Here is a 24,265-nt window from a genome sequence, read left to right as displayed (position 1 = left end):
AGGCCGGTGATGAATTCAAGATTTACTGAAGATGATTTCGGTGTTACGCACTTGGCCTCGCTTTTCCATCAAGATTGGAGAGCGGGGGGGAGTGGTGGCGAATTGGTAGCGGGTTATGTGAACGAAATGCCGATCCCTTACATTCATGCGCTTGCGGAAGATGCTTCGGCGCTAGCGGCCAGTGGTGCTGCGGGTCCGCTGGCGACGCTCTGGGAGTGTGCAACCGGATCGAATCACCGCCTTGATGCTGACGCCGCATTGGCGTGGTTCCAGAACATTGCTTCGATATCCGGCTCCCGTCTCATAGGGGTCGATCAGGCAAAAATTGAATCAATGCACGAGTCCTCATATGACGAACTCCGCGCGCGGGTAGTTCTGGAAATCGATCAGATCGGCTCCGGTCTGAATGAAGCTATTGAGAAGAACTCCTGGGTGAAGCTTCCAGGGGTCGTTGCATCGCTGCGGTTCTGTGCTACGGATGTATCCCCGGACCTGGCGTTCCGATTCCTGCTCAGGGCGATAATGGAATACTCATGCAGTATCCAGCGAATTCAATATGAGAGGTTTATTGAGCTCGGTAGAGATTTCGCATACGGAGAATTCGTGGTATCTCGAGTCGAATATCTCGTTGACGACTGATCTCGCTGGCCTGGAACTGCTGGCCGTAGGCAGACCTTCGATTCTCTGCGAGATGGAAAGTCAGTGGATAAAGTACGAAGGCGGGATCGGCAACTTGGCCAATCGGATCAATTCTCCTGGTGGATCATGAGTTTGGTGGGGCGATGAAAAGCGGCGAGTACAAGATCTTGCAGTGGGATGGCGCCTTCGATGGCCAATGGTCGGACGGCGCTGTCGAGAAGTATCGGCGAGAGGGCTTTGACGGGGTGAGCCTGACGGCCGGAGCAGGGGAGAAGCTTCGGGATCTGGGGTTTCTGCAGGATCTGCCGGGGTTGCGTTATCTCGATGTCCTGGCCAAGGTGAAGGACGATCTGGACGCGTTCCGGATCGGCACCCTGGAGGCGTTGACTCTCGCTACGGGGTCTCGCGGCAAAGTTCCGCAGGTGATTCAAGAACAGCTTCGGGCGTTGTGCTTGACCGACAGGCCCGGGATCGCGGTACGCGACAAGTGGCCGATACTCGAGCGTTTGCGGCTCGGTGCATGGCGCGGGTCGGACCTTGAGTTGCTGCGTGGAGCCGAGCATCTGTCGTCGGTGCACCTTGAGGGCCGGCGGCAGGAGGGGACATTGGCCGGCATCGACGGTTGCGTTTCGCTGACCGAGTTCACGTCGATCAACTACTCCGTCGAGGATTCGGCGCCCTTGCGGAACCTGGCTGAACTGCGGACTGTCAAACTGATGTCGGCACCCCCCGGACCGCCGCACCGGCGAATCCTGCTCTCGGATCTCGCTGGTGGCAAGCTGGAAAAGATCTGGATCTCGAACGCGGACGAGTTGGTAGACGTCGGCGTATTACATTCGCTCCCTCAGCTTCGAGAGGTACGACTGATTCATTGCCGGCTACGAGAGGCCGACCAACGCGCTCTGGATTCGCTGTCCGCAGTGAATGTCAAGGTGATCGATCCGAGAGCCTCGTGAGAGGTTGGTCGCCGTCGCTAGGGTGATTCATCGTTGCCTGGCTCGAATCGGACGCGCTCCAGCGGATCGACCGCCTCGTCGTCTTGGCTGGGGAATCCGGCGGTGTCGAGGCGGCCGCGGAGCCAGGCGAGGAGTGTGTCGACGAGTGGGTCCGGCAAGGGCGGGCCCTGTTTGGCGTGGCGTGGGTAGACGATCAGTGGCCATTCGTCGGGAGAGCCTTGGGTGAGCCAGCCCAGTACGTCGCCCTCGACCGTGTTGGCGAACGGCAGGAATCCACCGGGCTCGGGCCAGACCGCAAGTGGCTGGAATTCCGGATACTCCGCTCGCAGATCGTCGTAGCCGTCGAGTGTCTCCTTGGCGTGGTGGACGAACCCGTGGTCGTTGGTGCGCAGCGGGGTGACGAAGTTGAGCCATTCCGACCAGCAGCCGGCTCCGTAGGTGTCCATCAGTTCGATGTAGTCGGTGGGGAGCCGGGTGCCGAGCTCGTCGAAGAGTTGGTCCCAGCTGCCGTCTCCCAGGTACGGCGTGGCCGGTGGTGCGACGAGTAGCTGGAGCGTGGCCAGGCCAGTGCCTTGCTTGAGCGCGGTGAGCCGCGTCTTCTTCGGGGTGGCCGTACGACGTGCCGATGGCGGCGGGGTCCACGGACCGGCGTCGACCAGATACGAGGTGCGCCGCGCTGTGGGTGGCAGCGGACCGAGTTGCTGGTTGCTGGGCAGGGGCACGCCGGTGCCCACTGCCGCGGCGATGAACTCCGAGACTGGCATGTTGTAGTTGTGCCAGGGGTTCAACCCGTTGTTGACCGCGTCGCTGTCCATGACGACCACCGGCCATTGGTCGGGGTCGGCGGATGCTGCTGTGTCCCAGAATAAGTAGCTGGCTGAACGGGTCTCTCCCCAGGCAAGTAGTCCACCTCGCTTGGGATGGAACGGCGGCGGCGTGTGTGGCGGAGCGTCCTTCGACCGTGCCCGGCCCAGCTTGTGGGATTCCTTCAGCCATTCTCCGTAGTCGAAGCGGCCAGGCTTGGCACATGGCGTATGAAGCCAAAGCCAGTCACCGATGAGCAGCGGCCCGTGGTCGGTAGCCAGCGCCTTGTAGTCGGCCGGCAGGCGAAGACCCAGCCAGGACTCCACCGCATCCCAGTCAATCGGTATCGGTACGGCCGCAGGGTCCGACTGTACGAACAACAAGTCCATGAGATCGCATGATTCCATGAACGGCCATGCTTCGAGGCGCGCTCCGGACGAGGACTCGGCGGTCGCCGCAGGCGAAGATCGTGCGGTCGCGGAATCCGGCGCATCCGGCGGTCGTGGCGGTGGACGTGTTCACGGCTGCTGAGTTGGAGAAGCGCAGGCGGCGGGTGGGTGGGCAGAAGGGTTGGTCGGGTCAGCCGCGACGGCACGCGCCGGGGAGGCGGATCTACGTGTTGCGGGGGCGGATTACGTGCTCGGTTTGCAGGCGTCGGTTGGAGGGGTTGCGCGGCGTCAGGCGACGATCTACTACCGGTGCAACGCTCGCACGTTGGTGCCGGGTTCGGCGGTGGCGCTGGCGCGTCCTCGGCAGATCTATTTGCGTGAGGATGCGGTCGTGCCGGCGTTGAATCGGTGTGTGGGGACGTTGTTCGATCCGTTGCATCGGGATGCGACGATCGAGGCGCTTGTGGTCGACGACGATCTCGAGAGCGATCGGGCGCGTATGTCGAGGAACTGCGTGGGCGTGTCCGTGCGGCGAAGGTCACCATGGATCGGGCGCGGAAGGCGCTCGAAGCGGGGTGGGATCCGGCGGAGTTGCGGGATCAGTACAACGCTGCGGCGGCTGAGAAGCAGGTGGCGGAGCGGGCGCTGGCCGCGCTGCCGGAGCAGCAGAGTCTGAGTCGTGACCAACTAGTTACTCATGTAGACCAGTTGGGGGATGTGGGGCGGGCGCTCGACGCGGCGGATCCGGGTGAGTTGTACGAGGCGCTGAAAGTAGGCCTTACATACAACTACGCCGACCAATCGGTCGGCGTAGAGATTGATCCGCTGGCGGATCGTGTGGCTAAGTACCGTGTCCGAGGCCGAACACGCACCTTAACCACACGCCTGGACCTCGAGCCGGATCTGCGTGATCGAACTCCGTAACGCTGCCTGCGGCGGACCTGTGCAACTCACCAACTCGTTCGTGAGGCGTTCGGGCAGGGTGTGCTGAGCGTGAATCAAGCAGGCCACCCAGAGTTGGTGAGTGCTGGCGGTCCGCCGCCCGTTCATCGAATCATCCGCCGCCACGGTGGCTTCGCTCGACGCACCCATACCAAGTAGCCGCCTCGACTGTGAGGAGATTGCCGTCGGTAAACGATGGACAACGACATGGAGGCCGCACTCGACCGTCCACTGCCCACACTCGCCGACACACCGCCCGGGCACCCAGCCAGGCCGGTCGGCCGCCGTGGCAGGTTGTCAGGAGGCAGTCGGTAGGCGTGCGGCGATGGTGGCGCCGCCGGAGGGGGTTTCGTGTACCTGGACGGTGCCGTCGTGCATCTGCACGACTTCGGCGACGATGGCCAGGCCGAGTCCGGTGCCGCCGTCGTCGCGTTGGCGGGCGTTGGCGAGTCGGACGAAGCGCTCGAAGACGCGCTCGCGGTCCGGTGGTGGAATGCCCGGCCCGTCGTCGGCGACCGTGAGTACCACCTCGGCGCCGTCTACTTGGAGGGTAAGGCGGATCCGGCTCGTTGCGTACCGGGCGGCGTTCTCGCCGAGGTTGAGAATCATTCGCCGCAATGACGCCTCGTCGCCCAGCACCTGCCCGGCCGATACTGCTGTGGTGTCGATCGCGAGTGTCGTTGCCGTGCGCAACCGTTGTGCCTCGTCGAACAGAAGGTCGTCCAGATCGACTGGGGCCTTGTGCACTGGAAGATTCTGCTCGTCGGCGCGGGCGAGTAGCAGGAGGTCGTCGACCAGGCGCTGGATCCGGAGGCTCTCGGCGAGTACCGTCTCGGCCAGATTTGCGAGGGTCGACCGGTCGGGGTGGGCCTGCGCTACCTCGACGTGCTGGCGGATCGAGGCGATCGGTGAGCGGAGTTCGTGGGAGGCGTCGGAGACGAAACGGCGCTGGCCGTCCTGGGCTCGTTCCAGCCGGTCGAGCATCCGGTTCATCGTCGCGGCCAGCCGGCCGACCTCGTCGCCGGTGTGCACCGACGGGACGCGCCGGTGCAGCTCGGTGGCGGAGATCTCGTCGACCTCGCGCCGGATCGCGGCCACCGGTGCGAGGGTCCGGCCGGCCACCACCCAGGTGACGCCGCCGACGATCAGGAGCATCAACGGCAGACCGACCAGCAGCACCCGGGTGACGAAGTTGGTCGAGTCCAGTACGTCGACCAGCGGCCGGCCCACGATCACCCGATCCGGCCCCGAAGCGCCGCCTGGCTGTACGGCGGCCGCCGCGAAGACGAAGTCCTCGTGGAAGCCCGGAGGTTCGACTGCTACGCAGCGGTCTCCGGGGTCGGCCAGCTTGAGCTCACCGGGCGCACCGACGACGGCACCGGAGCGATCCACCCACTGAATCAGCTCACTCGGCCGCGAGTTGCCCGCCGTACCGGGAAGTCCGGCCGAGCCAGACGCAAGCTGGGCTGCTCGCTCCCTGGCATCGGCACAGACCTGATCGGTGAGCACCGACCCGAGCAGGGCGACCAGCACGAATGCTCCGGCAACCAGCGCCAGACCGACCACCAGTACGGCGGCCAGCGTGACGCGCACGCGGACCGTCATCGGACCGGCTCGCTAATCGTCATCTGCCGTCAGCCGATACCCCGAGCCACGCACAGTCGCGATGGAGGACCGCCCGTACGGCCGGTCGAGCTTGTTGCGCAGCCGGCGGACATAGACCTCGACGATGTTCGGGTCGCCCTCGAAGTCGTAGTCCCAGACATGGTCGAGGATGGTCCGCTTCGACACGACCACGCCCTGCGACCGGATCAGGAACTCCAGCAGTGAAAGTTCCCGCGCCGTCAGTTCCAGCTCGGTGTCGCCGCGCCAGGCCCGCCGGGCGGCCGGATCGAGCCGGAGATCGCCGGCGCCGATCACGGCCGGGCGTTCGGCGGCGCCGCGCCGGACCAAGGCACGGAGCCTTGCGATCAGTACGGCGTACGCGAAGGGTTTGGTCAGGTAGTCGTCGGCGCCGATGTCGAGGGCCTTGATCTGGTCGGTGTCGGCGTCTCTGGCCGTCAGGATCAGGATCGGTGTCCAGACCTTCTCGCTCCGCAATCGGGCGCAGATCTCGAAGCCGTCGATCTCCGGGAGCATCAGGTCGAGCACCAGGACGTCGTAGCTGTGCTCACGGGCGAGCCAGAGCCCGTCCGTACCGGTCAGCGCGAGGTCGACGGCGAAGCCCTCGGCCTGCAGGCCGGTCCGTAGACCTGCGGCCAGCCGGAGCTCGTCCTCGACCACCAAGGCCCGCATTCGGATACCTCCTCCTTGGAGGTGATTCTGATCCATTCTGACTGAACGGCGGCTGAATGAGACGTTCAGGCGGGGTTCAGGACCGAAGTCCTACCGTCGGGCCATGTCGAGTCTCGAAGTAGTCCGCCTGAGCAAGCGGTACGGCGCGCGGACCGCCGTGGACGAGCTGAGTTTCAGTGCCCGGCAGGGCGACATCATCGGTCTGCTCGGGCCCAACGGGGCAGGTAAGACGACCACGATCAGGCTGTTGACCACGATCCTGCGGCCCAGCGGAGGTTCGTTTTCCGTCGCTGGCATCCCCGGCGATCGCCAGCGCGCGATCCGCGAACGGATCGGCGTGCTTCCCGAGAGCGCGGGTTACCCGGGCCGGCAGACGGGCCGGGAGTACTTGCGCTACTCGGCCCGCCTGTTCGGGCTCGGTCGGAGCGAGGCCGCGGCCGTCTCGGATCGGCTGCTGGCTGACGTTGGCCTGAGCGATCGGGCCGGATCGCGGATCTCGACGTACAGCCGGGGGATGCGGCAACGACTCGGGATCGCCCGCGCCTTGGTCAACGATCCAGAGGTGGTCTTCCTCGACGAGCCGACGCTCGGCCTCGACCCGGCCGGTCAGCGCGAAGTACTGGTCACCGTCAGGGACATCGCGCGCACGCGCGGCGCGACCGTTGTGCTGTCCACTCATACCCTGACCGAGGTCGAGCAGATCTGCACCAGCTTGCTGATCCTGCACCGCGGAAAGCTGCTTGCCGAGGGCACCGTTTCCGACGTCGTCGCGACCGCGGGGACCACCAGGCTGAGCGATGCGTTCCTCAGCCTCACCGAGGAGGATCGGCCATGACTGTGACCACCGACAAGGCGCCCGTCAAAGAGATCCGGAGCCGGTCGGGGAACTGGCGGGTTGTGGCCGGTCAGGAGTGCCGCGATCTGTGGGTCGGCGGACGCGGGCCGCTGCTGTTGTTCGCCTTCAGCGTACTGCTCAGTGCGATGACATATCTGGCGGCCACTAACCAGGCGATGAACTTCCTCGAACAACGAGAAGCCGTCAACCTCACGCTGCAGGTGGCGCTGTCCGTCGGCGTGTTGCTCACCCTGCTGGTCAGCGCCGACGCGATCAGCGGTGAGCGCGAGCGCGGGACGCTCGAGGCCCTGCTGCTCACCCCGGTGGGCAGGCGCGACATCGTGGCCGGCAAGTTCGTCGCCGCCATGACGTTGTGGCTCGCGTGTCTGGTCGTCGCTCTTCCCTACCTGTGGGTCCTGGGGCATGGGGTTGTTGTTGCCAGAACCGCCGCAGTACTTGCGTTTTGTGTCGGCACCCTGGTGGCGCTGGGGCTGGGCGGTCTCGGTCTGCTGATCAGCGCGGGCGCCAACTCCAACAAGACCAGTCTGGCGGTGAGCCTGCTGGTGTTGCTGAGCTTGTTCGCTCCGACCCAGATACCGACGCTACCAAAGACCGGCATCGGTGACCTGCTGACCCGGGTCAACCCGATCGGATCCGCACTGCACTACATCTCCCAGGTCCTGGTCCAACACCGTTCCTGGACCCAAGACCTCAGCTACCTGACCTCGCCGATAATCCTCGCAGCGGCGGCCTGTGCGGTCCTGATCGTCGCCGGCCCGAACATCATCAAGCTGAACGCAGGAGTGAGTTCGACATGATCCCGCTGACTCTGCTCGCCTCCGTGCTGATGCTCGCGGTGCCGCCGACGCCCGTGATCACGATGGACCCGGACCAACTCAGCGCCGTCACCGGCCAGAAACTGACGCTGGAGTCCCGGATCACTGCACCGGCCGGGTCGATCGCGCACCTCAACGTGACCAGCCTGGACGGCGTGTACGTCGACTTGGAGGACTGGACGCAGGACGTCACGCAGCCTGTTCCGGCCGAGTCGCAGGCACAACTCGGCTGGGAGTTCCAGGCGGTCAACAGCGGCCGTTTCGCCGTATACGTCGTGGTGATCCCGAAGAGTGGACAGCTGACCGTCAGTTCCCCTGTCCACGTGACGGTGGCCAAGCGGCAGAGCCTGGACACCCGCGGGGCCCTGCCAGTCGCACTGGCGATCCCCACACTCCTCGGCCTGGCGGCGCTCGGCTCACGCCTGAGGCGAGTGAGGTAGCCCCAGGGCCGGGGCCGGATCGGCGAGCTTTAGTCGCAGCAGCCGTCGGTGCAGGTGCCGGCTGAGCAACTGCAGGCGGCGGATGTGCTTCCCGCGATGGGGGAGCAGCAGCCCTCGCCCTTCCAGGCTTCGATGCCTTCGCGGACGGCGACTGCGGCGATGATCAGGCCGGCGATCGGGTCCGCCCAGCCCCAGCCGAGGGTGGCGTTGAGGACCAGGCCGATGAGGAGGACCGCGGAGAGGTAGGTGCAGAGGAGGGTCTGGGTGCCGTCGGCAACGACCGAGTTGGAGCCGAGGGCCTTGCCGGTACGGCGCTGGGCCCAGGACAGGAACGGCATCACGATCAGCGAGGCGATCGCCAGCCCGATTCCGACCGGGGAGGGCTCGGGGTTGCTGCCGCCGATCAGGGCGCGGACGGACTCGAAGGTCACGTAGGCGGCGAGGCCGAAGAACGAGAAGGCGAGCAGGCGCAGGGCCTGGCGTTCGCGGGTCTCGGGGAGGCGGTGGCGGAACTGCCACAGGATGATCAGGCCGCTGGACACCTCGACCACGGAGTCCAGGCCGAATCCGACCAGCGCGACCGACCCGGCGATGAGTCCGGCGGTGATGGCGATGATCGCTTCGATGATGTTGTACGTGACTGAGGCGCCGGCCAGCAGTTGCGCGCGGCGACTGAGCTTGCGGCGCTGCTCGGGGTCGGTGGTCCAGGTGCTGGGCGGGGTCACGGAGATCTGCAAAGGCTCGCTCACGACTGGGCCTCCACGCCGTACACCGGGCAGAGCGCGACCGCGTCGCCGGTGAGGCCGAGCAGTTGCTCGGCTGCCGTCAGCAGTTGCAGGGTCGCTTCGGGGTGGGTGAGGCTGAAGACCGAGGCCCGGCCCTCGGGACGGGATTCGACCAGGCCGCAGTCGCGCAGGCAGGCCAGGTGTTTCGAGACCGTTGACTGGGCCAGGCCGAGGTGCTCGGTCAGGTCGACGACGCGATGATCTCCGAGCGCGAGATGGCGCACGATCGCCAGCCGAGACGCATCACTGAAACCGTGGAACAAACAGGCCGCCGTGGTCAGTGCCGCGGTTTCGTCGACCTGATCAAGGGCAGCATCGCTCTCGGATACTTTCATCGCCATGTGGCGATGTTAGTGCCTTCATGTGCTGATTGTCCACTGCCGCTCGTCACCTGGCCCGGGGGTAGGTTCTGGTGCCATGAGTGTTGGCAAGTCCGTGGTGCTGTTCGTGCTGGCGGCGGTTGCCGAGATCGGTGGTGCCTGGCTGATCTGGCAGGGGTGGCGTGAGCAGCGCGGGCTATGGTGGATCGCCGGTGGAGTGGTTGCCCTGAGCGCCTATGGCTTCGTCGCGACTTTCCAGCCCGATCCGAACTTCGGCCGCATCCTGGCGGCGTACGGCGGTATTTTCGTCGCAGGCTCGCTGCTGTGGGGGATGCTGGTCGACGGCTTCCGCCCCGACCGGTGGGACGTCGCCGGCGCGCTGATCTGCCTGCTCGGTGTCGTCGTCATCATGTACGCCCCACGGGGTGCTCAGTGAAGGTCAGCGGAGGTGGGGGAGTCCGGTCTCCTCGAGGTCGAGGTCGTGTTGTAGTTGCCGGTGGGTGGCGTCGCTGATCTGGTGCTCGGCGTACAGGCGCCTCAGCTCGGTGGACTGGATCGCGATGACGTCTCGCCGTAGCTGGTAGTAGGAGTTCAGCGCCGATCTGTTGTCGTGGCTGTCGGGTTCCTCGTCCTGCTGGAGCCGGCGGCGGACCCGGTCGAGCGCGACGTGGGAGGTGGTCTCGAGGTCGGCGAGCTGATCGAGGTGGGCGAGTGCGGCGCGGGCGAGGCTTGCGCGGGTCTCGGACTCTTCGCGAGCGGTGTGCTCGGGTTCGAGTGCGAGGCCGGAACGATTGACCAGCGGCGCGAGGCTCAGGCCTTGTACGACGAGGGTGAACACCACAACGGCTGTGGTGAGCACCAGGACCAGGGAACGGCCTTCGAGTGGACGGCCGTCCTCGGCGGCAAGCGGGATCGACAGCGCGGCTGCCAGTGGTAGCACTCCGCGGGTGCCGGCCCATGACACGACGGCGGCGACGCGCCAAGACACCCGGCGACTGCTGGGGCGGAGAGCGACCGACAGGGGCAGCATCCACAGCACGCGCAGGCCGATCAGGAGGGCGGCGATCGCCAACGCCTGCAGGGCCCACAGGCCGGTGTCGTCCGGCAACTCGCGGACGAGCGCGGGTAGCTCCAGGCCGATGATGCTGAAGACGACGCTTTCCAGCAGAAAGATGACCACGGCGTAGACAGCATGCAGCTGCAGGCGGATCCGTGCGTCGGTGAGCCGGTGCCGGCTCCCGCTGATAACGACTCCGGCGACCACGACGGCCGTGACTCCGGAGGTGTGCGCCGCCTCGGCGAGCACATACGCCGAGTACGGCGTGACCAGCGCGATCACCGTCTCGAGCACCGGATCGGTTGTCCGGCGCCGGATCAGGGTCACGAGACCCGCGATACCCGCGCCGATCACGATGCCGCCACCGGCCAGGAGGAAGAACTCACCCCCGGCCGCCTGCCAGCTCACCGCACCGGAAGCGATCGCGACGGCCACGGCGACCTTGAACAGGACCAGCGAGGTGGCGTCGTTGAAGAGGCTCTCGGCGTGCACCAGCGTCTGCACCCGGCCCGGCAGCGCGAGCCTGCGTCCGAGCGCCGTAACGGCCACCGGATCCGTGCTTGCGAGTACGGCGCCGAGTACGAACGCCATCGACGCCGGCAGGGGAGTGAGCGCTACCGCCAGCGCTCCGACCGCCGCGGCCGAGGCGAGCACCAGACCAACCGCCAGCGCGGTCACCGGCCGCCAGACCACGCGCAGATCGCGCAATGACAGATCCTCGGCGGCGGCGTACAGGAGTGGTGGCAGGACCACGAGACCGATGATCTCGGGAGAGACCCGGAGGTCCGGCGTACCAGGGATCAGTGCCACGCCCAGGCTGACCAGGACGAGCAGGGACGGCGCCGGGATCCGCCAGCGCCGGGCGCCGGTCGCCACCGCGGTCGCGAACACGACCAAGAAGAGAATGATGCCCACTGACGACATGTGCGGTGCCCCTGATCCCGTTGTCCGGGTCGCTGCCGCACATGGCGGAAGTCCATCCCCGCGCCGACCAGGCTTCCCGGCACACCGGTCGCCACCCTATCAACCCGGGCGCCGGTCAAGTTCCGGTAACGACGCGTGAGAGAGCTGTGAGAGCTGCGAGGACCGGAGTGAGAGGTCTGCGAGAGACCTGCTGACCGGGCAAACAGTGGTGATCTTGTGTGGGCATGAGGACATTCGCCGTGAGGTGGGGCAGGTCATGAAAGACGTGATCTACCTGGCCGTCACCGTCATTACGTTCGCACTGGTCTGGTTCGTGCTGCGAGGGGTGGAGAAGCTATGAGCGCCGACAACATCGCGGGTCTGGTGGTCGCCGTGGCCCTGGTCCTCTACCTGATCGCGGCCCTGATCTTTCCCGAGAGGTTCTGATGTCGGACACCGCCGCCGGCCTCTTGCAGGTTGGCTTCCTACTCGTGCTCCTCGCGGCCGCCTACCGGCCGCTGGGTGGGTACATGGCGCACGTCTTCACGACCGAGAAGGACTCTCGGGTCGAGCGTGGCGCCTACAAGCTTCTCGGGGTGGACTCGAAGACCGAGCAGACCTGGGCTGTCTACGCCCGGTCCGCGATCGCGTTCTCGGCGATCAGCGTGTTCCTGCTCTACCTGCTGCAGCGGCTGCAGTCGCATCTCCCGCTGTCGCTGGGGCTTCCGAACGTCGAGTCCGGGCTGGCGTTCAACACCGCGGCGTCGTTCGTGTCGAACACGAACTGGCAGTCGTATTCACCTGAGGTGACGATGGGCCACCTGGTCCAGTTCGCCGGCCTCGCGGTACAGAACTTCCTCTCGGCGGCCGTCGGCATCACGGTTGCGGTGGTCGTGATCCGCGGCTTCGCGCGGTCGAAGACGGATCGGCTGGGCAACTTCTGGGTCGACCTGACCCGGACGGTACTGCGGATCCTGCTCCCGATCGCGGTGATCGGAACCCTGGTCCTGGTCGCGACGGGCGTCGTACAGAACTTCTCCGGCGGTCACGAGGTCACCTCGGTCGTGGGCCAGACCCAGACCATCCCCGGCGGCCCGGTGGCCAGCCAGGAGGTCATCAAGGAGCTCGGTACGAACGGCGGCGGGTACTACAACGCCAACTCCGCGCACCCGTTCGAGAACCCCAACGGTTTCTCGAACCTGTTCGAGATCTTTCTGCTGCTGCTGATCCCGGTCTGCCTGACCCGGACGTTCGGCCTGATGGTCAAGGACAAGCGCCAGGGCTACGCGATCCTCGGCGTGATGGGCACCCTGTGGGCGGCCTTCACCTTCTCCGCGACGTTCTTCGAGAACCAGGGCGCCGGTACGGCGACGCACGCGGCCGGTGCAGCGATGGAGGGCAAGGAGACCCGCTTCGGCGAATGGGCCTCGGCGCTGTTCGCCAGTTCCACGACCGGTACGTCGACTGGTGCGGTCAACGCGGCTCACGATTCGTTCACGCCACTCGGCGGCGGTACGACGCTGTTCCACATGATGTTGGGTGAGGTCAGTCCGGGTGGTACCGGTACTGGTCTGTACGGCATGTTGGTGCTGGCGGTCCTGACGGTCTTCGTGGCAGGGCTGATGGTCGGCCGGACGCCGGAGTACCTGAAGAAGAAGATCACCGCGCGCGAGATGAAGCTGGTCTCGCTGTACATCCTGGCCACGCCGACCGTCGTACTGGTCGGGGCGTCGATCGCGATGGGACTCGCGACCGCACGGGCGTCGATCTTCAACACCGACAGCCCGCACGGGTTCTCCGAGGTGCTTTATGCGTTCACCTCGGCGGGCAACAACAACGGGTCGGCGTTCGGCGGCATTAGCGCGAACATTCCCTTCTACAACACGGCTCTCGGGCTCGTGATGCTGCTCGGCCGGTTCGTGCCGATCGTGATCGTGCTGGCCCTGGCGGGTTCGTTCGCGAAGCAGCAGCCGGTGCCGGTGAACGAGGGCACGCTGCCGACTCACAAGGCCTTGTTCGTGACGATGCTGGTCGGTGTCGTCCTGATCGTGACCGGCTTGACCTACTTCCCTGCTCTTACTCTCGGACCTCTTGCGGAGGGACTGTGACTACCGCTGTAAAGACCCCTGCGCCGGCCCCGAAGGCCGAGCAGGTGGCAAAGAAGGCACCCTCGGGTCTGTTCGACCCGAAGATGCTGCTCACCTCGCTCCCGGATGCCGTGCGCAAGCTCGATCCGCGAGTGATGGTGAAAAACCCGGTGATGTTCGTGGTCGAGGTCGGCGCGGTCGCGTCGACGATCAAGGCGATCACGGACCCGAGTGTGTTCGTCTGGTGGATCGTGGTCTGGCTCTGGCTGACCGTGATCTTCGCCAACCTAGCCGAGGCCGTGGCCGAAGGCCGGGGCAAGGCCCAGGCCGAGACTCTGCGCCGGGCCAAGACCGAGACGACTGCTCGCCGGTTGACCGATTCCGGTGAGGAGGAGGTGCCGGCCGCTCAGTTGCAGCTCGGGGACCTGGTCGTGGTCGAGGCCGGTCAGATCATCCCGGGTGACGGCGATGTCGTCGAGGGTGTGGCGAGTGTCGACGAGTCGGCGATCACGGGCGAGTCGGCCCCGGTCATTCGTGAGTCCGGTGGTGACCGCAGTGCGGTGACCGGTGGGACGAAGGTGTTGTCGGACCGGATCGTCGTGAAGATCATGACCAAGCCCGGTGAGTCCTTCATCGACCGGATGATCGCGCTGGTCGAGGGTGCTTCGCGGCAGAAGACGCCGAACGAGATCGCGCTGAACATCCTGCTGGCCAGCCTGACGATCGTGTTCCTGATCGCGGTAGCGACCCTGCCGACGTTCGCCAACTATGCGAAGACCGATCTGAGCATCGTGATCCTGGTGGCCCTGCTGGTCGCCTTGATCCCGACCACGATCGGTGCGTTGCTGTCCGCGATCGGTATCGCCGGGATGGACCGGCTGGTGCAGCGCAACGTGCTGGCGATGTCCGGTCGTGCGGTCGAGGCGGCCGGTGACGTGAACACGTTGCTGCTGGACAAGACCGGCACCATCACCTTGGGCAACCGTCAGGCGGCCGAATTCATCCCGGTCGACGGGGTGACCGACACCGAGCTGGCCGATGCGGCGCAGCTGTCCAGCCTGGCCGACGAAACGCCGGAGGGCCGGTCGATCGTCGTACTGGCGAAGAACGGGTATGGGCTGCGTGAGCGGCACACCGGTGAGTTGCCGCATGCAACTTTTGTCGAGTTCACCGCGCAGACGCGGATGAGCGGTGTCGACATCGACGACCGGCAGGTCCGCAAGGGCGCGGCCGGTGCGGTCAACACCTGGATCAACGGCCACGGCGGTACGTCGGACCCGCGGCTCGGCGAGATTGTCGACGGCATCTCGGCCTCGGGCGGTACGCCGCTCGTCGTGGCCGAGGCGGTCGGCGGCACGGCTCGCGCACTCGGGGTGATCCACCTCAAGGACGTGGTCAAGGCCGGGATGCGGGAGCGGTTCGACCAGATGCGCGCGATGGGCATCCGGACCGTGATGATCACCGGTGACAACGCGCTGACCGCGAAGGCGATCGCCGAGGAGGCCGGGGTCGACGACTTCCTGGCCGAGGCGACGCCCGAGGACAAGATGGCGCTGATCAAGAAGGAGCAGGAGGGCGGCCGGCTGGTCGCGATGACCGGTGACGGTACCAACGACGCGCCGGCGCTCGCGCAGGCCGATGTCGGGGTCGCGATGAACACCGGCACGTCGGCGGCCAAGGAGGCCGGCAACATGGTCGACCTGGACTCGAACCCGACCAAGCTGATCGAGATCGTTGAGATCGGCAAGCAGTTGCTGATCACCCGGGGCTCGCTGACCACGTTCTCGATCGCGAACGACGTGGCCAAGTACTTCGCGATCCTGCCGGCGCTGTTCGCGGCGGCCTACCCGGGACTCGACCGGCTGAACATCATGCAGCTGCACTCGCCGCAGTCGGCGATCGTGTCGGCCATCGTGTTCAACGCGCTGGTGATCATCGCCCTGGTTCCGCTGGCACTGCGCGGCGTTCAGTACCGGCCGTCGTCGGCTTCCTCGATGCTCCGGCGCAACCTTCTGATCTACGGAGTCGGCGGGCTGATCAGCCCGTTCATCGGTATCAAGCTTCTCGACCTGGTGATCTCCTTGATCCCCGGTCTTCGGTGAAAGGCCAGATGATGAGGCAGTTCAGTACGGCGCTCCGCGCGCTGCTGGTGTTCACAGCGGTACTCGGTATCGCGTACCCGCTGGTGATGACCGGGGTTTCGCAGCTGTTGTTCCACGGCAATGCGAACGGTTCGATCGTGAAGGTGAACGGCAAGGCGGTCGCCTCCGACCTGATCGGCCAGGCGTACACGATGGACAGCGGTAAGAAGGACGACAAGGGCGACGCGATCATGGTCGCCGACCCGAAGTGGTTCCAGACCCGACCGTCCGCGGTCGACTACGACGCGATGGGTAGCGCGGCCTCGCAGTACGGGCCGAACAATGCCGACCTGCTCGCGGCGATCGAGGAGCGGCGCAAGACGGTCGCCGAGCTGGACGGGGTCGACCCGGCCCAGGTCCCGGCCGACGCCCTGACGGCCAGCGGCAGCGGACTCGATCCGGCCATCAGCCCGGCGTACGCCGCTCTGCAGGTCAACCGGGTCGCGCGCGAGCGTGGACTGGATGTCACTGCCGTGCAGAAGCTCGTGAAGGAGAACACCAAGGGTCGGTCCCTCGGTTTCCTCGGTGAGCCGGCTGTGAACGTGGTGACGCTGAACAACGCTCTCGCGGCACTCGGCTAAGAGCCGAGGAGATGAGTAGCAGAGCCGGGCGCGGTCACCTCAGGGTCTACCTGGGGGCCGCGCCCGGCGTCGGCAAGACGTACAAGATGCTCGGTGAGGCCCAGCGCCGGCGGGACCGCGGCACCGACGTGGTCGTCGGCTTCATCGAGACCCACAACCGTGAGCACACCGCTGCGATGCTCGACGGCCTCGAGGTGATTCCGCGCCGGATCCTGGACTATCGCGGCGCCAGCTTCACCGAGATGGACCTGGACGCGGTCCTGGCCCGCCGTCCCGAGGTCGTGCTGGTCGATGAGCTTGCCCATAGCAACGTCCCGGGCAGCCGGCACGTCAAGCGCTGGGAGGACATCGACGAGCTGCTGGCCGCCGGGATCGACGTGATCTCGACGGTCAACATCCAGCACCTCGAGTCGATCAACGACGTGGTCGAGAAGATCACCGGCGTACCGCAGCAGGAGACCGTGCCGGACCGGGTGGTCCGGTCCGCGGATCAGATCGAGCTCGTCGACATGACTCCGGAGGCGTTGCGGCGCCGGATGGCGCACGGCAACGTCTATGCGGCCGACAAGGTCGATGCTGCCCTGGGCAACTATTTCCGGGTCGGCAACCTGTCGGCGCTGCGTGAGCTCGCGCTGCTCTGGCTTGCCGACCGGGTGGATGCCGGGTTGCAGCAGTACCGGACGCAACATGACATCCAGTCGACGTGGGAGGCGCGGGAGCGGGTTGTCGTCGCATTGACCGGCGGTCCGGAGGGCGAGACCCTGATCCGGCGTGCGGTCCGGGTCGCGGCGCGCTCTTCCGGCGGCGATCTACTCGCCGTCCACGTGACCCGGTCCGACGGGCTGACCGGTGCCGACCCAGCCCGGCTGGCGCAGCAACGCGCGCTGGTCGAATCGCTCGGCGGGACCTATCACCAGGTCGTTGGAGATGACATCCCGACGGCGCTGCTGTCCTTCGCCCGAGCGGAGAACGCGACTCAGCTGGTCCTCGGTGACAGCCGGCGGTCCCGGTTGGCCGCGCTGTTCAGCGGCCCCGGGATCGGTGTCACATCGATCCGGGAATCGGGCGATATCGACGTACACATCGTCACGCATTCGCAGCGGGGACGCGGCCGGCTGCCGGGGCTGCGGGGGAGTCTGTCCCAGCGTCGCCAGGCCATGGGCTTCGTGCTCTCCGTCGTGCTGATGGCCGCGCTGGCAGTTCTGCTCGGACTCGGTGACGACGCCCTGAACCTGACGAGCGACGTACTGGTGTTCCTGCTCGCGGTAGTCGTGGTGGCGCTGGTCGGCGGACTGTGGCCGGCCTTGCTGACCGCGGTCGGCGGATCGCTGGTGCTGAACTACTTCTTCACGCCACCGATCCGGACCTTCAACATCACCGAACCGAACAACGCTCTGGCGCTCGGCATCTTCATCCTGGTCGCCACGATGGTCAGCTCGGTGGTGGACCGCGCCGCCCGCCGAACGCGGCAGGCCGCCCGGTCAGCGGCCGAATCCGAGACACTCGCGACGCTCGCCGGGGCGGTACTGCGGGGTGAAACGGCCCTGCCGGCATTACTGGAACGAGTCCGGGAAACCTTCGGTATGACTGGCGCCTGTCTGATGGAACGGGTGGACGACGAGGAGCTGACCGAGACCTGGCGCCCGATCGCCGGAGCCGGTACGCCGACTTGTCGCCGCCCCGAGGACGGGGACGCGGAGATCCCGGGGCGCGAAGACCTCGTGCTGGTCCTGCAGGGGAGGACGCTGGCCGCCGACGAACGCCGTCTGGTCGGGGCGTTCGCTGCCCATGCGGTGGCGTTGGTCGACCGGTCGCGACTGTCCGAGGCCGCGGCCGAGGCGAAACCGCTGGCGGAGGCCGACAAGCTCCGTACGGCGTTGCTGCGTGCCGTCGGCCACGACCTGCGGTCGCCACTGGCATCTGCCAAAGCGTCCGTGACCAGCCTGCGCAGCGCCGATGTGGAGTGGGGTCCGGCCGAGCGAGAGGAACTCCTCGCGAACGCCGACGAGTCGCTCGACCGGTTGAGCCGGCTGGTGGACAACCTGCTCGATCTCAGCCGCCTCCAGGCCGGAGTGCTCCCGGTGTTCACCCGCCCGGCGGCACTCGACGAGGTCATGGCCGGGGTGCTGGCCGAGCTCGGCGACGAAGGCGGTCAGGTGATCGTGGACATCCCGCACACCCTCCCGCTGGTGAACGCCGACCCGGCCCTGCTGGAGCGGGTGGTGGCCAACCTGCTGGGCAACGCGATCCGGCACTCACCCGCCGGCCGCCCGCCGCTGGTGACCGCGAGCACCCTCGGAAACATCGTCGAGATCCGGGTGATCGATCGAGGTCCGGGGATTCCGCGGGAAGACCGGGATCGGGTGTTCGCGCCGTTCCAGCGGCTGGGCGACACCGACAACACGACCGGCGTCGGACTGGGACTGGCGCTGGCCCGCGGGCTGGCCGAGGCGATGGACGGCTCGCTGCAGCCGGAGGACACCCCGGGCGGTGGCCTGACCATGGTGATTTCGATGCCAAAGGCAACAACCCGGGTGACCGACGTCCCGGTCCCGGGCAGCCGGGAACGAACGGGGACAACCGAATGACCAGAGTGCTGGTGGTCGACGACGAGCCGCAGATCGTGCGGGCGCTGCAGATCAACCTGAAGGCCCGGCGGTACGAGGTGCACACCGCCGCCAACGGCAGCTCGGCGCTGACGATCGCCGCCCAGCACCCGCCGGACCTGGTCATTCTCGATCTCGGGCTGCCGGACTTCGACGGCGTCGACGTGATCCGCGGGCTGCGCGGCTGGACCGAGGCGCCGATCCTGGTGCTGTCGGGGCGGACCGACAGCACCGACAAGGTCGAGGCGCTCGACGCGGGCGCCGACGACTACATGACGAAGCCCTTCGGGATCGACGAGCTGCTCGCTCGGCTGCGCGCCGTACTGCGGCGCAGCAGTGCGACCCCGGACGAGCCGGTGATCTACTTCGGCTCTACGAAGGTCGACCTGGCGGCCAAACGCGTCATCCTGGAATCCGGTGCGGACATCCGGCTGACGCCGACCGAGTGGCATCTGCTGGAGGTGTTCGTCCGGCATCCCGGCAAGCTGCAGTCGCAGCATCAGCTGCTCACCGAGGTCTGGGGGCCGGGGTACGAGACCGCAACCGGCAACCTGCGCTTCTACATGGGGCAGCTGCGCCGCAAGCTCGAGGTCGACCCGGCCCGGCCACGACACCTGCTCACCGAACCCGGTATGGGTTACCGCTTCGAACCCTAGTAAGGAGATATTGCATGGCTGTGGTGGACAACGCGGTGTACGTCGAGGGCAGCCGGGCCTGTGAGCCCGACTCGCTCGAGGACACCTACGAACTGCTCCGGGACCGGGACGGGATGGGGTGGATCGGTCTGTACCGGCCCGATGCCGCCGAGATCGAGTCGGTCGCCAAGGAGTTCGGAATCCACCGGCTGGCCGTCCACGACACCGTCTCGGCCCACCAGCGACCGAAACTCGAGCGGTACCAGGACGTCCTGTTCACCGTGCTGCGGCCCGGACGGTATCTCGACGACGTCGAACGGGTCGAGTACGGCGAACTGCACGTCTTCACCGGCAAGGACTTCGTCGTCACTGTCCGGCATGCCGAGACACCTGACCTCGGCGCCGTCCGGCGCCGGCTGGAAGGTACGCCGGAACTGCTGCGGCTCGGGCCCGAGGCGGTGCTGTACGCGATCCTCGACCAGGTCGTCGACGAGTACGTGCCGGTGGTGGACGGGCTGCAGACCGACATCGACGAGATCGAGGACCAGGTCTTCAGCGGCGATCCCGAGGTGTCCCGGCGGATCTACCATCTGCTGCAGGAAGTGGTGAAGTTCGAGCGGGCCAGCCAGCCGCTGCCGGTGCTGATCGCCGATCTGCGCCGCGGCTTCGACAAGTACGAGGTCGATCCGGAGCTGCAGGGGTACCTGCGTGATGTGTCCGACCACGTCGAGCGCATCGTGGACCGCGTCACCGGTTTCCGGGTGCTGCTGGTCAACCTGATCGGGATCAACGCGGGCCTGATCGGTCAGCGCCAGAACGAGGAGACCCAGCGGCTGTCCGAGCTGAGCCTGCGGCAGAACGAAGAGGTGAAGCGCATCTCGTCCTGGGCGGCCATTCTGTTCGCCCCGACGCTGGTCGCTTCGATCTACGGGATGAACTTCACTCAGATGCCCGAGCTCGGCTGGCAGTTCGGCTATCCGCTCGCGCTGGTCCTGATGGTTCTCACCGGTCTGGCCCTGCACCGCGTCTTCAAGCGGCGCGGCTGGCTCTAGCTCCGGCTGATCGACACGAGGGTGGGCGGTGTCTCCACGTCCAGGTCGTTGTCCGGGATCCGGAAGCGGAGGCGGCAGACGACCGCGTCGGTGTCCCGCCGGAGCGCGTGGGCCAGCAGGCCACCGCGGTTGTTCTGCAAGATCCGCTGCCATAGGTGTTCGGGTTCCACCTCACCGATCACGACGAACACGGTGTCGAAGTCGAGGTGGTTGATGTAGGTGATGATCGGAGCGGTGATCCGCCGGCGTTCGTCGTACAGGGCGATCAGGGGGACGCCGGGGCGCCACCGCTCCCAGTCGTCGAGCAGGCGGACGAAGGCCGCGACGTCGTCGGGATCGGTGGTGTTCACGGCGTGGACGGCGACGACGTCGTGGCCGAGGCCCTTGGCGACGGACAGGGCCTCGCGGGTGAGCTTGCTGACCGCATGCACCGGTACGACGATGCGCGAGCGCTGGGTGCTGGGCTTGTCCGGGATGCGGCCGAGGTCGAGGCGCCGGCCGATCCGGCGATAGCTGCGGTTGACCGCCTCCATCATCACGACGAGCAGCGGGAGAGCCACGGCGATCAGCCAGGCCCCCGACGTGAACTTGGTGACGGTCACGACCACGGCGGCCACCGCGGTGAGGACTGCGCCGACGCCGTTGAGAGCGAGCTTGAGCTGCCAGCCGTTCGGCCGCTTGTTCCACCAGTGCCGGACCATTCCGGTCTGGGAGAGCGTGAAGCCGACGAAGACGCCGATCGCGAAGAGCGGGACGAGGGTGTTCATGTCGCCGCGGGCCGCGATCAGGAGGAGCGCCGAGACGACGGTCAGGAAACCGATGCCGTACCGGTAGACACTGCGCTGGGCGCGCAACTGGAAGACGTGCGGAAGGAAGTGATCCTTCGCGAGCAACTGCGCGAGCACCGGCAGGCCGCCGTACGAGGTGTTCGCCGCCAGCGCGAGCAGCACCACCGTGGACGCCTGGACGACGAAGTAGCCGAGACCGTGACCAAGTGACGCATCGGCCAGTTGGGAGAGGACCGTGACACCTTCGACCGGCTTGATCTCGAAGCGCTTGATCAGGACGGCGAGGCCGATCAGCATCGTCGCGAGCAGGATGCCGAGGGTCAGTTCGGCACGCTGGGCCAGGACGACCTTGGGTTTGCGGAACGAGGGGACCGCGTTGGCGATCGCCTCGACACCGGTCAGCGCCGCACAGCCGTTGGCGAACGCCCTCAGCAGGAGCAACAGACCGATGGTCTGAACCTGACCGGCCTGCTCCGCGCTTCCGGCGGCCACGGCCGCCGGGCCCTCGCGGAACAGACCGGCCAGGATCACGGTCAAGATGGCGGCCACGAAGACCGCCGTGGGGACGACGAACATCCTTGCGCTGTGGGCGACGCCGCGCAGATTCACCGCAGTGACCAGAGCCAGTACGGCGAGCGCCAGCCAGACCCGGTAGCCGTACAGACCTGGCACAGCCGAGGTCAGCGCGGCAACTCCGGCGGCCACCGACACAGCGACGTTCAGCACGTAGTCGATCACCAGCGACGCGCCGGCGACCAGGCTCGCGCGACGACCGAGGTACTTCTTCGCCACGCCGTACGCGCCACCACCATCGGGGAAGGCCGCGATCACCTGCCGGTAGGACAGCACCAGCACCAACAGCAGTACCGCGATGGCGACGGTGACCGGCAGCGTCAGGCCGATCGCGGTCGCGCCGCCGAGCGCGAGCACCAGCACGATCGCCTCGGGCCCATAGGCCACGGACGCCATCGCATCCAGCGAAAGGGCCGCGAGGCCACCCACCACACCGAGCCGATGCCTGTCGTCCTCAGAGTCCCTCACGCCTCCACTCTCAGCCCTGAAACCTGAGGTGGCACCCATCCCTCACGAACCTCCAACAGCACTCTGACACGATCCTGTCTCTGTTAGAGAGCTGTGAGAACGGCCGTCAGGGCGACTGCTGCTGATTAGGCTCCGCCCAGTGAGTGAGACACGCGAGAACGACGTCGTCGGTACGCCGCCCGCGCGCCACGGACGGTTGGTCAGCTGGTTGCTGCACGATCGCCCGACTGGTCATGCGGGACCGCATCGGCCGGCGCCGCATCCCACCCACCGGTGGTGGAAGGTGATGTGCCTGACCGGTGTCGACTACTTCTCGACGCTCGGTTACCAGCCGGCGATCGCCGCGGCCGCGGTCGGCCTGCTGTCACCGGTGGCGACGCTGATCCTGGTCCTGCTCACCTTGTTCGGTGCGTTGCCGGTCTATCGCCGGGTCGCTGCGGAGAGCCCGCACGGCGAGGGCTCGATCGCGATGCTCGACCGGTTGCTCGGCCGCTGGAAGGGCAAGTTCACGATCCTGGTCCTGCTGGGCTTCATGGCGACCGACTTCATCATCACGATGACGTTGTCGGCGGCCGACGCGACCGCGCACCTGGTCGAGAACCCGTATGTGCCGCACTGGTTCGAGGGCAAGGAAGTGATCATCACTCTCGTCCTGCTGGCGCTGCTCGCCGGGGTCTTCCTGCGCGGATTCGGCGAGGCGATCGGGATCGCCGTCGTGCTCGTGGTGGTCTATCTCGGCCTCAACCTGGTGGTCGTGGTCGACGCGATCGGTCACCTGCTCGCGGCGCCGGAGCTGGTGACGAACTGGCGCGGCCTGCTGGCCACCGAGCACTCGAACATCTGGGTGATGATCGGCATCTCGCTGGTCGTGTTCCCGAAACTCGCGCTTGGTTTGTCCGGGTTCGAGACCGGGGTCGCGGTGATGCCGCAGGTCAAGGGTGCCCCGGACGACGATCCCGCCCATCCGGCCGGCCGGATCCGCAACACCCGCAAGCTGCTGACGACCGCGGCCCTGATCATGAGTGGGTTCCTGATCACGAGCAGCTTCACCACCGTCGTACTGATCCCGGCCGACGAGTTCAAGGACGGCGGCGAGGCGTCCGGCCGGGCCTTGGCGTACCTCGCGCACGAGTATCTCGGCAGCGCGTTCGGGACCGTGTACGACGTCAGCACGATCCTGATCCTGTGGTTCGCCGGAGCGTCGGCGATGGCCGGCCTGCTGAACATCGTTCCGCGCTACCTGCCGCGGTACGGGATGGTTCCGGATTGGGCCCGGGCCACCCGGCCGCTGGTCATCGTGTTCGCCCTCATCGCGTTCGTGATCACGTTGCTGTTCAAGGCAGATGTCGATGCGCAGGGCGGTGCGTACGCGACCGGCGTACTGGTGCTGATCCTGTCCGCCTCGATCGCGGTGACGCTGTCGGCGCGGCGGAAGGGGGAGCGGGGCAAATCGGTCGGGTTCGCAGCGATCAGCCTGGTGCTGCTCTACACGACGATCGCGAACATCATCGAGCGGCCGGACGGCGTCCAGATCGCCTCGTTCTTCATCGTCGCGATCATCCTGACCTCGCTGATCTCCCGGGCCACCCGGTCGCTGGAGCTCCGCGCCACCGCCATCCGCTTCGACGACGAGGCCTGCCGCCTCATCTCGGAGTCCTTGGTGGACGGCGAACTGCGGATCATTGCCAACGAGCCGAACGCCCGCGACCAGGCGGAGTACGAGGAGAAGGCGGCCGAGCAGCGCGAAGTGCGCAACCTGCCGGAGGGGCTGCCGGTCCTGTTCCTCGAAGTGACGCTGACCGATGCGTCGCAGTTCGAGACCGAACTCGACGTCCGCGGCGAGGAACGCTTCGGCTACCGGATCCTGAAGGTCGACAGCCCGAGTGTCCCCAACGCCATCGCCGCGCTGGCACTGAAGATCCGTGACGACTGGGAGGTCATGCCGCACATCTACTTCGCCTGGGCCGAAGGCAACCCGTTCTACTTCCTCTTCCGCTACCTGATCTCCGGCGAAGGCGACGTCCCGCCGGTCACCCGGGAGGTCCTGCGCCGGGCCGAGCCGCGCCGCTCGAACCGCCCCTGGGTCCACGTGGGGTAGCACTTGAGCTTAGTTCAAGATACGCTTCCTGAACT

22 protein-coding genes are annotated in these 24,265 nt (G+C 66.7%); 15 read left to right on the top strand and 7 right to left on the bottom strand.

Features of this window, described 5'->3' with window-relative positions; all coding sequences use genetic code 11:
* The first annotated feature begins 9 nt into the window (after window positions 1–9).
* Window positions 10–639, top strand: a complete 630-nt coding sequence (locus tag ACFTSF_RS11320; protein ID WP_380153714.1) for a hypothetical protein — start codon at window positions 10–12, stop codon at window positions 637–639.
* A 119-nt stretch (window positions 640–758) separates the two neighbouring features.
* Window positions 759–1,595: a hypothetical protein gene (locus ACFTSF_RS11315; RefSeq protein ID WP_380153713.1), complete on the top strand. Its 837-nt coding sequence runs from the start codon at window positions 759–761 to the stop codon at window positions 1,593–1,595.
* A 17-nt stretch (window positions 1,596–1,612) separates the two neighbouring features.
* On the opposite strand, the gene ACFTSF_RS11310 is transcribed toward ACFTSF_RS11315, so the two are convergent.
* A complete protein-coding gene (locus ACFTSF_RS11310) occupies window positions 1,613–2,788 on the bottom strand; it encodes an SMI1/KNR4 family protein (protein ID WP_380153712.1) in 1,176 nt (391 codons plus the stop codon).
* A gap of 543 nt (window positions 2,789–3,331) precedes the next feature.
* On the opposite strand from ACFTSF_RS11310, the gene ACFTSF_RS11305 reads away from it, so the two are divergent.
* The gene (locus tag ACFTSF_RS11305; protein WP_380153711.1) at window positions 3,332–3,712 is read left to right on the top strand and encodes a hypothetical protein; all 381 of its coding nucleotides are present in this window, start codon (window positions 3,332–3,334) and stop codon (window positions 3,710–3,712) included.
* 315 nt (window positions 3,713–4,027) lie between these two features.
* Here ACFTSF_RS11305 and ACFTSF_RS11300 read toward each other — a convergent pair whose 3' ends face one another.
* Entirely contained in the window at window positions 4,028–5,335 is a 1,308-nt protein-coding gene (locus ACFTSF_RS11300) for a sensor histidine kinase (protein WP_380153710.1), read from the bottom strand.
* 12 nt (window positions 5,336–5,347) lie between these two features.
* On the bottom strand, window positions 5,348–6,025 hold the full coding sequence (locus tag ACFTSF_RS11295) for a response regulator transcription factor (RefSeq protein ID WP_380153709.1): 678 nt from the start codon (window positions 6,023–6,025) through the stop codon (window positions 5,348–5,350).
* 103 nt (window positions 6,026–6,128) lie between these two features.
* On the opposite strand from ACFTSF_RS11295, the gene ACFTSF_RS11290 reads away from it, so the two are divergent.
* Genes ACFTSF_RS11290 through ACFTSF_RS11280 form a run of 3 tightly spaced genes read left to right on the top strand, consistent with a single transcriptional unit; the run spans window position 6,129 to window position 8,136 of the window.
* On the top strand, window positions 6,129–6,860 hold the full coding sequence (locus ACFTSF_RS11290; RefSeq protein ID WP_380153708.1) for an ABC transporter ATP-binding protein: 732 nt from the start codon (window positions 6,129–6,131) through the stop codon (window positions 6,858–6,860).
* Window positions 6,857–7,678, top strand: a complete 822-nt coding sequence (locus ACFTSF_RS11285) for an ABC transporter permease (protein WP_380153707.1) — start codon at window positions 6,857–6,859, stop codon at window positions 7,676–7,678. The genes ACFTSF_RS11290 and ACFTSF_RS11285 overlap by 4 nt, the downstream gene beginning before the upstream one ends.
* A complete protein-coding gene (locus ACFTSF_RS11280) occupies window positions 7,675–8,136 on the top strand; it encodes a hypothetical protein (RefSeq protein WP_380153706.1) in 462 nt (153 codons plus the stop codon). The genes ACFTSF_RS11285 and ACFTSF_RS11280 overlap by 4 nt, the downstream gene beginning before the upstream one ends.
* Window positions 8,137–8,165: 29 nt before the next feature.
* Here the strand turns inward: ACFTSF_RS11280 and ACFTSF_RS11275 are convergent, their stop codons facing one another.
* Window positions 8,166–8,885, bottom strand: a complete 720-nt coding sequence (locus ACFTSF_RS11275; protein ID WP_380153705.1) for a cation diffusion facilitator family transporter — start codon at window positions 8,883–8,885, stop codon at window positions 8,166–8,168.
* A complete protein-coding gene (locus ACFTSF_RS11270) occupies window positions 8,882–9,256 on the bottom strand; it encodes an ArsR/SmtB family transcription factor (RefSeq protein ID WP_380153984.1) in 375 nt (124 codons plus the stop codon). Before ACFTSF_RS11270 ends, ACFTSF_RS11275 begins: the two co-directional genes overlap by 4 nt.
* A gap of 82 nt (window positions 9,257–9,338) precedes the next feature.
* Here ACFTSF_RS11270 and ACFTSF_RS11265 point away from each other — a divergent pair, with 82 nt between their 5' ends.
* Window positions 9,339–9,677, top strand: a complete 339-nt coding sequence (locus ACFTSF_RS11265) for a YnfA family protein (RefSeq protein WP_380153704.1) — start codon at window positions 9,339–9,341, stop codon at window positions 9,675–9,677.
* Between the two features lie 3 nt (window positions 9,678–9,680).
* On the opposite strand, the gene ACFTSF_RS11260 is transcribed toward ACFTSF_RS11265, so the two are convergent.
* Window positions 9,681–11,222 (bottom strand): Na+/H+ antiporter, encoded by a 1,542-nt coding sequence (locus ACFTSF_RS11260; RefSeq protein WP_380153703.1) that lies wholly within the window; start codon window positions 11,220–11,222, stop codon window positions 9,681–9,683.
* 336 nt (window positions 11,223–11,558) lie between these two features.
* Between ACFTSF_RS11260 and kdpF the strand changes: the two genes are divergently transcribed.
* From kdpF to ACFTSF_RS11225, 7 genes are read left to right on the top strand one after another with little or no spacing between them, the layout of a single operon-like run.
* Window positions 11,559–11,648, top strand: a complete 90-nt coding sequence (gene kdpF, locus ACFTSF_RS11255) for a K(+)-transporting ATPase subunit F (RefSeq protein WP_380153702.1) — start codon at window positions 11,559–11,561, stop codon at window positions 11,646–11,648.
* A complete protein-coding gene (gene kdpA, locus ACFTSF_RS11250) occupies window positions 11,648–13,309 on the top strand; it encodes a potassium-transporting ATPase subunit KdpA (RefSeq protein ID WP_380153701.1) in 1,662 nt (553 codons plus the stop codon). Before kdpF ends, kdpA begins: the two co-directional genes overlap by 1 nt.
* A gap of 44 nt (window positions 13,310–13,353) precedes the next feature.
* Window positions 13,354–15,390 (top strand): potassium-transporting ATPase subunit KdpB, encoded by a 2,037-nt coding sequence (gene kdpB / locus ACFTSF_RS11245; protein WP_380153983.1) that lies wholly within the window; start codon window positions 13,354–13,356, stop codon window positions 15,388–15,390.
* Window positions 15,391–15,398: 8 nt separating this feature from the next.
* Window positions 15,399–16,010: a K(+)-transporting ATPase subunit C gene (gene kdpC / locus ACFTSF_RS11240; protein WP_380153700.1), complete on the top strand. Its 612-nt coding sequence runs from the start codon at window positions 15,399–15,401 to the stop codon at window positions 16,008–16,010.
* A gap of 11 nt (window positions 16,011–16,021) precedes the next feature.
* Window positions 16,022–18,598: a DUF4118 domain-containing protein gene (locus ACFTSF_RS11235; RefSeq protein WP_380153699.1), complete on the top strand. Its 2,577-nt coding sequence runs from the start codon at window positions 16,022–16,024 to the stop codon at window positions 18,596–18,598.
* Window positions 18,595–19,272 (top strand): response regulator, encoded by a 678-nt coding sequence (locus ACFTSF_RS11230; RefSeq protein ID WP_380153698.1) that lies wholly within the window; start codon window positions 18,595–18,597, stop codon window positions 19,270–19,272. The genes ACFTSF_RS11235 and ACFTSF_RS11230 overlap by 4 nt, the downstream gene beginning before the upstream one ends.
* 14 nt (window positions 19,273–19,286) lie before the next feature.
* A complete protein-coding gene (locus ACFTSF_RS11225) occupies window positions 19,287–20,303 on the top strand; it encodes a magnesium and cobalt transport protein CorA (protein WP_380153697.1) in 1,017 nt (338 codons plus the stop codon).
* Here ACFTSF_RS11225 and ACFTSF_RS11220 read toward each other — a convergent pair.
* The gene (locus ACFTSF_RS11220) at window positions 20,300–22,132 is read right to left on the bottom strand and encodes an APC family permease (protein WP_380153696.1); all 1,833 of its coding nucleotides are present in this window, start codon (window positions 22,130–22,132) and stop codon (window positions 20,300–20,302) included. The two genes, ACFTSF_RS11225 and ACFTSF_RS11220, sit on opposite strands and share 4 nt — an antisense overlap.
* A 139-nt stretch (window positions 22,133–22,271) precedes the next feature.
* On the opposite strand from ACFTSF_RS11220, the gene ACFTSF_RS11215 reads away from it, so the two are divergent.
* Window positions 22,272–24,230, top strand: coding sequence for an amino acid transporter (locus ACFTSF_RS11215; RefSeq protein WP_380153695.1), 1,959 nt, complete (start codon window positions 22,272–22,274; stop codon window positions 24,228–24,230).
* Window positions 24,231–24,265 lie beyond the last annotated feature (35 nt).

Source organism: Kribbella sp. NPDC056951, from assembly GCF_042674205.1.
Classification (GTDB): Bacteria; Actinomycetota; Actinomycetes; order Propionibacteriales; family Kribbellaceae; genus Kribbella; species Kribbella yunnanensis.
Note: the sequence above shows the minus strand (reverse complement) of the source record. Positions and strands in the feature narration are given on the sequence as shown.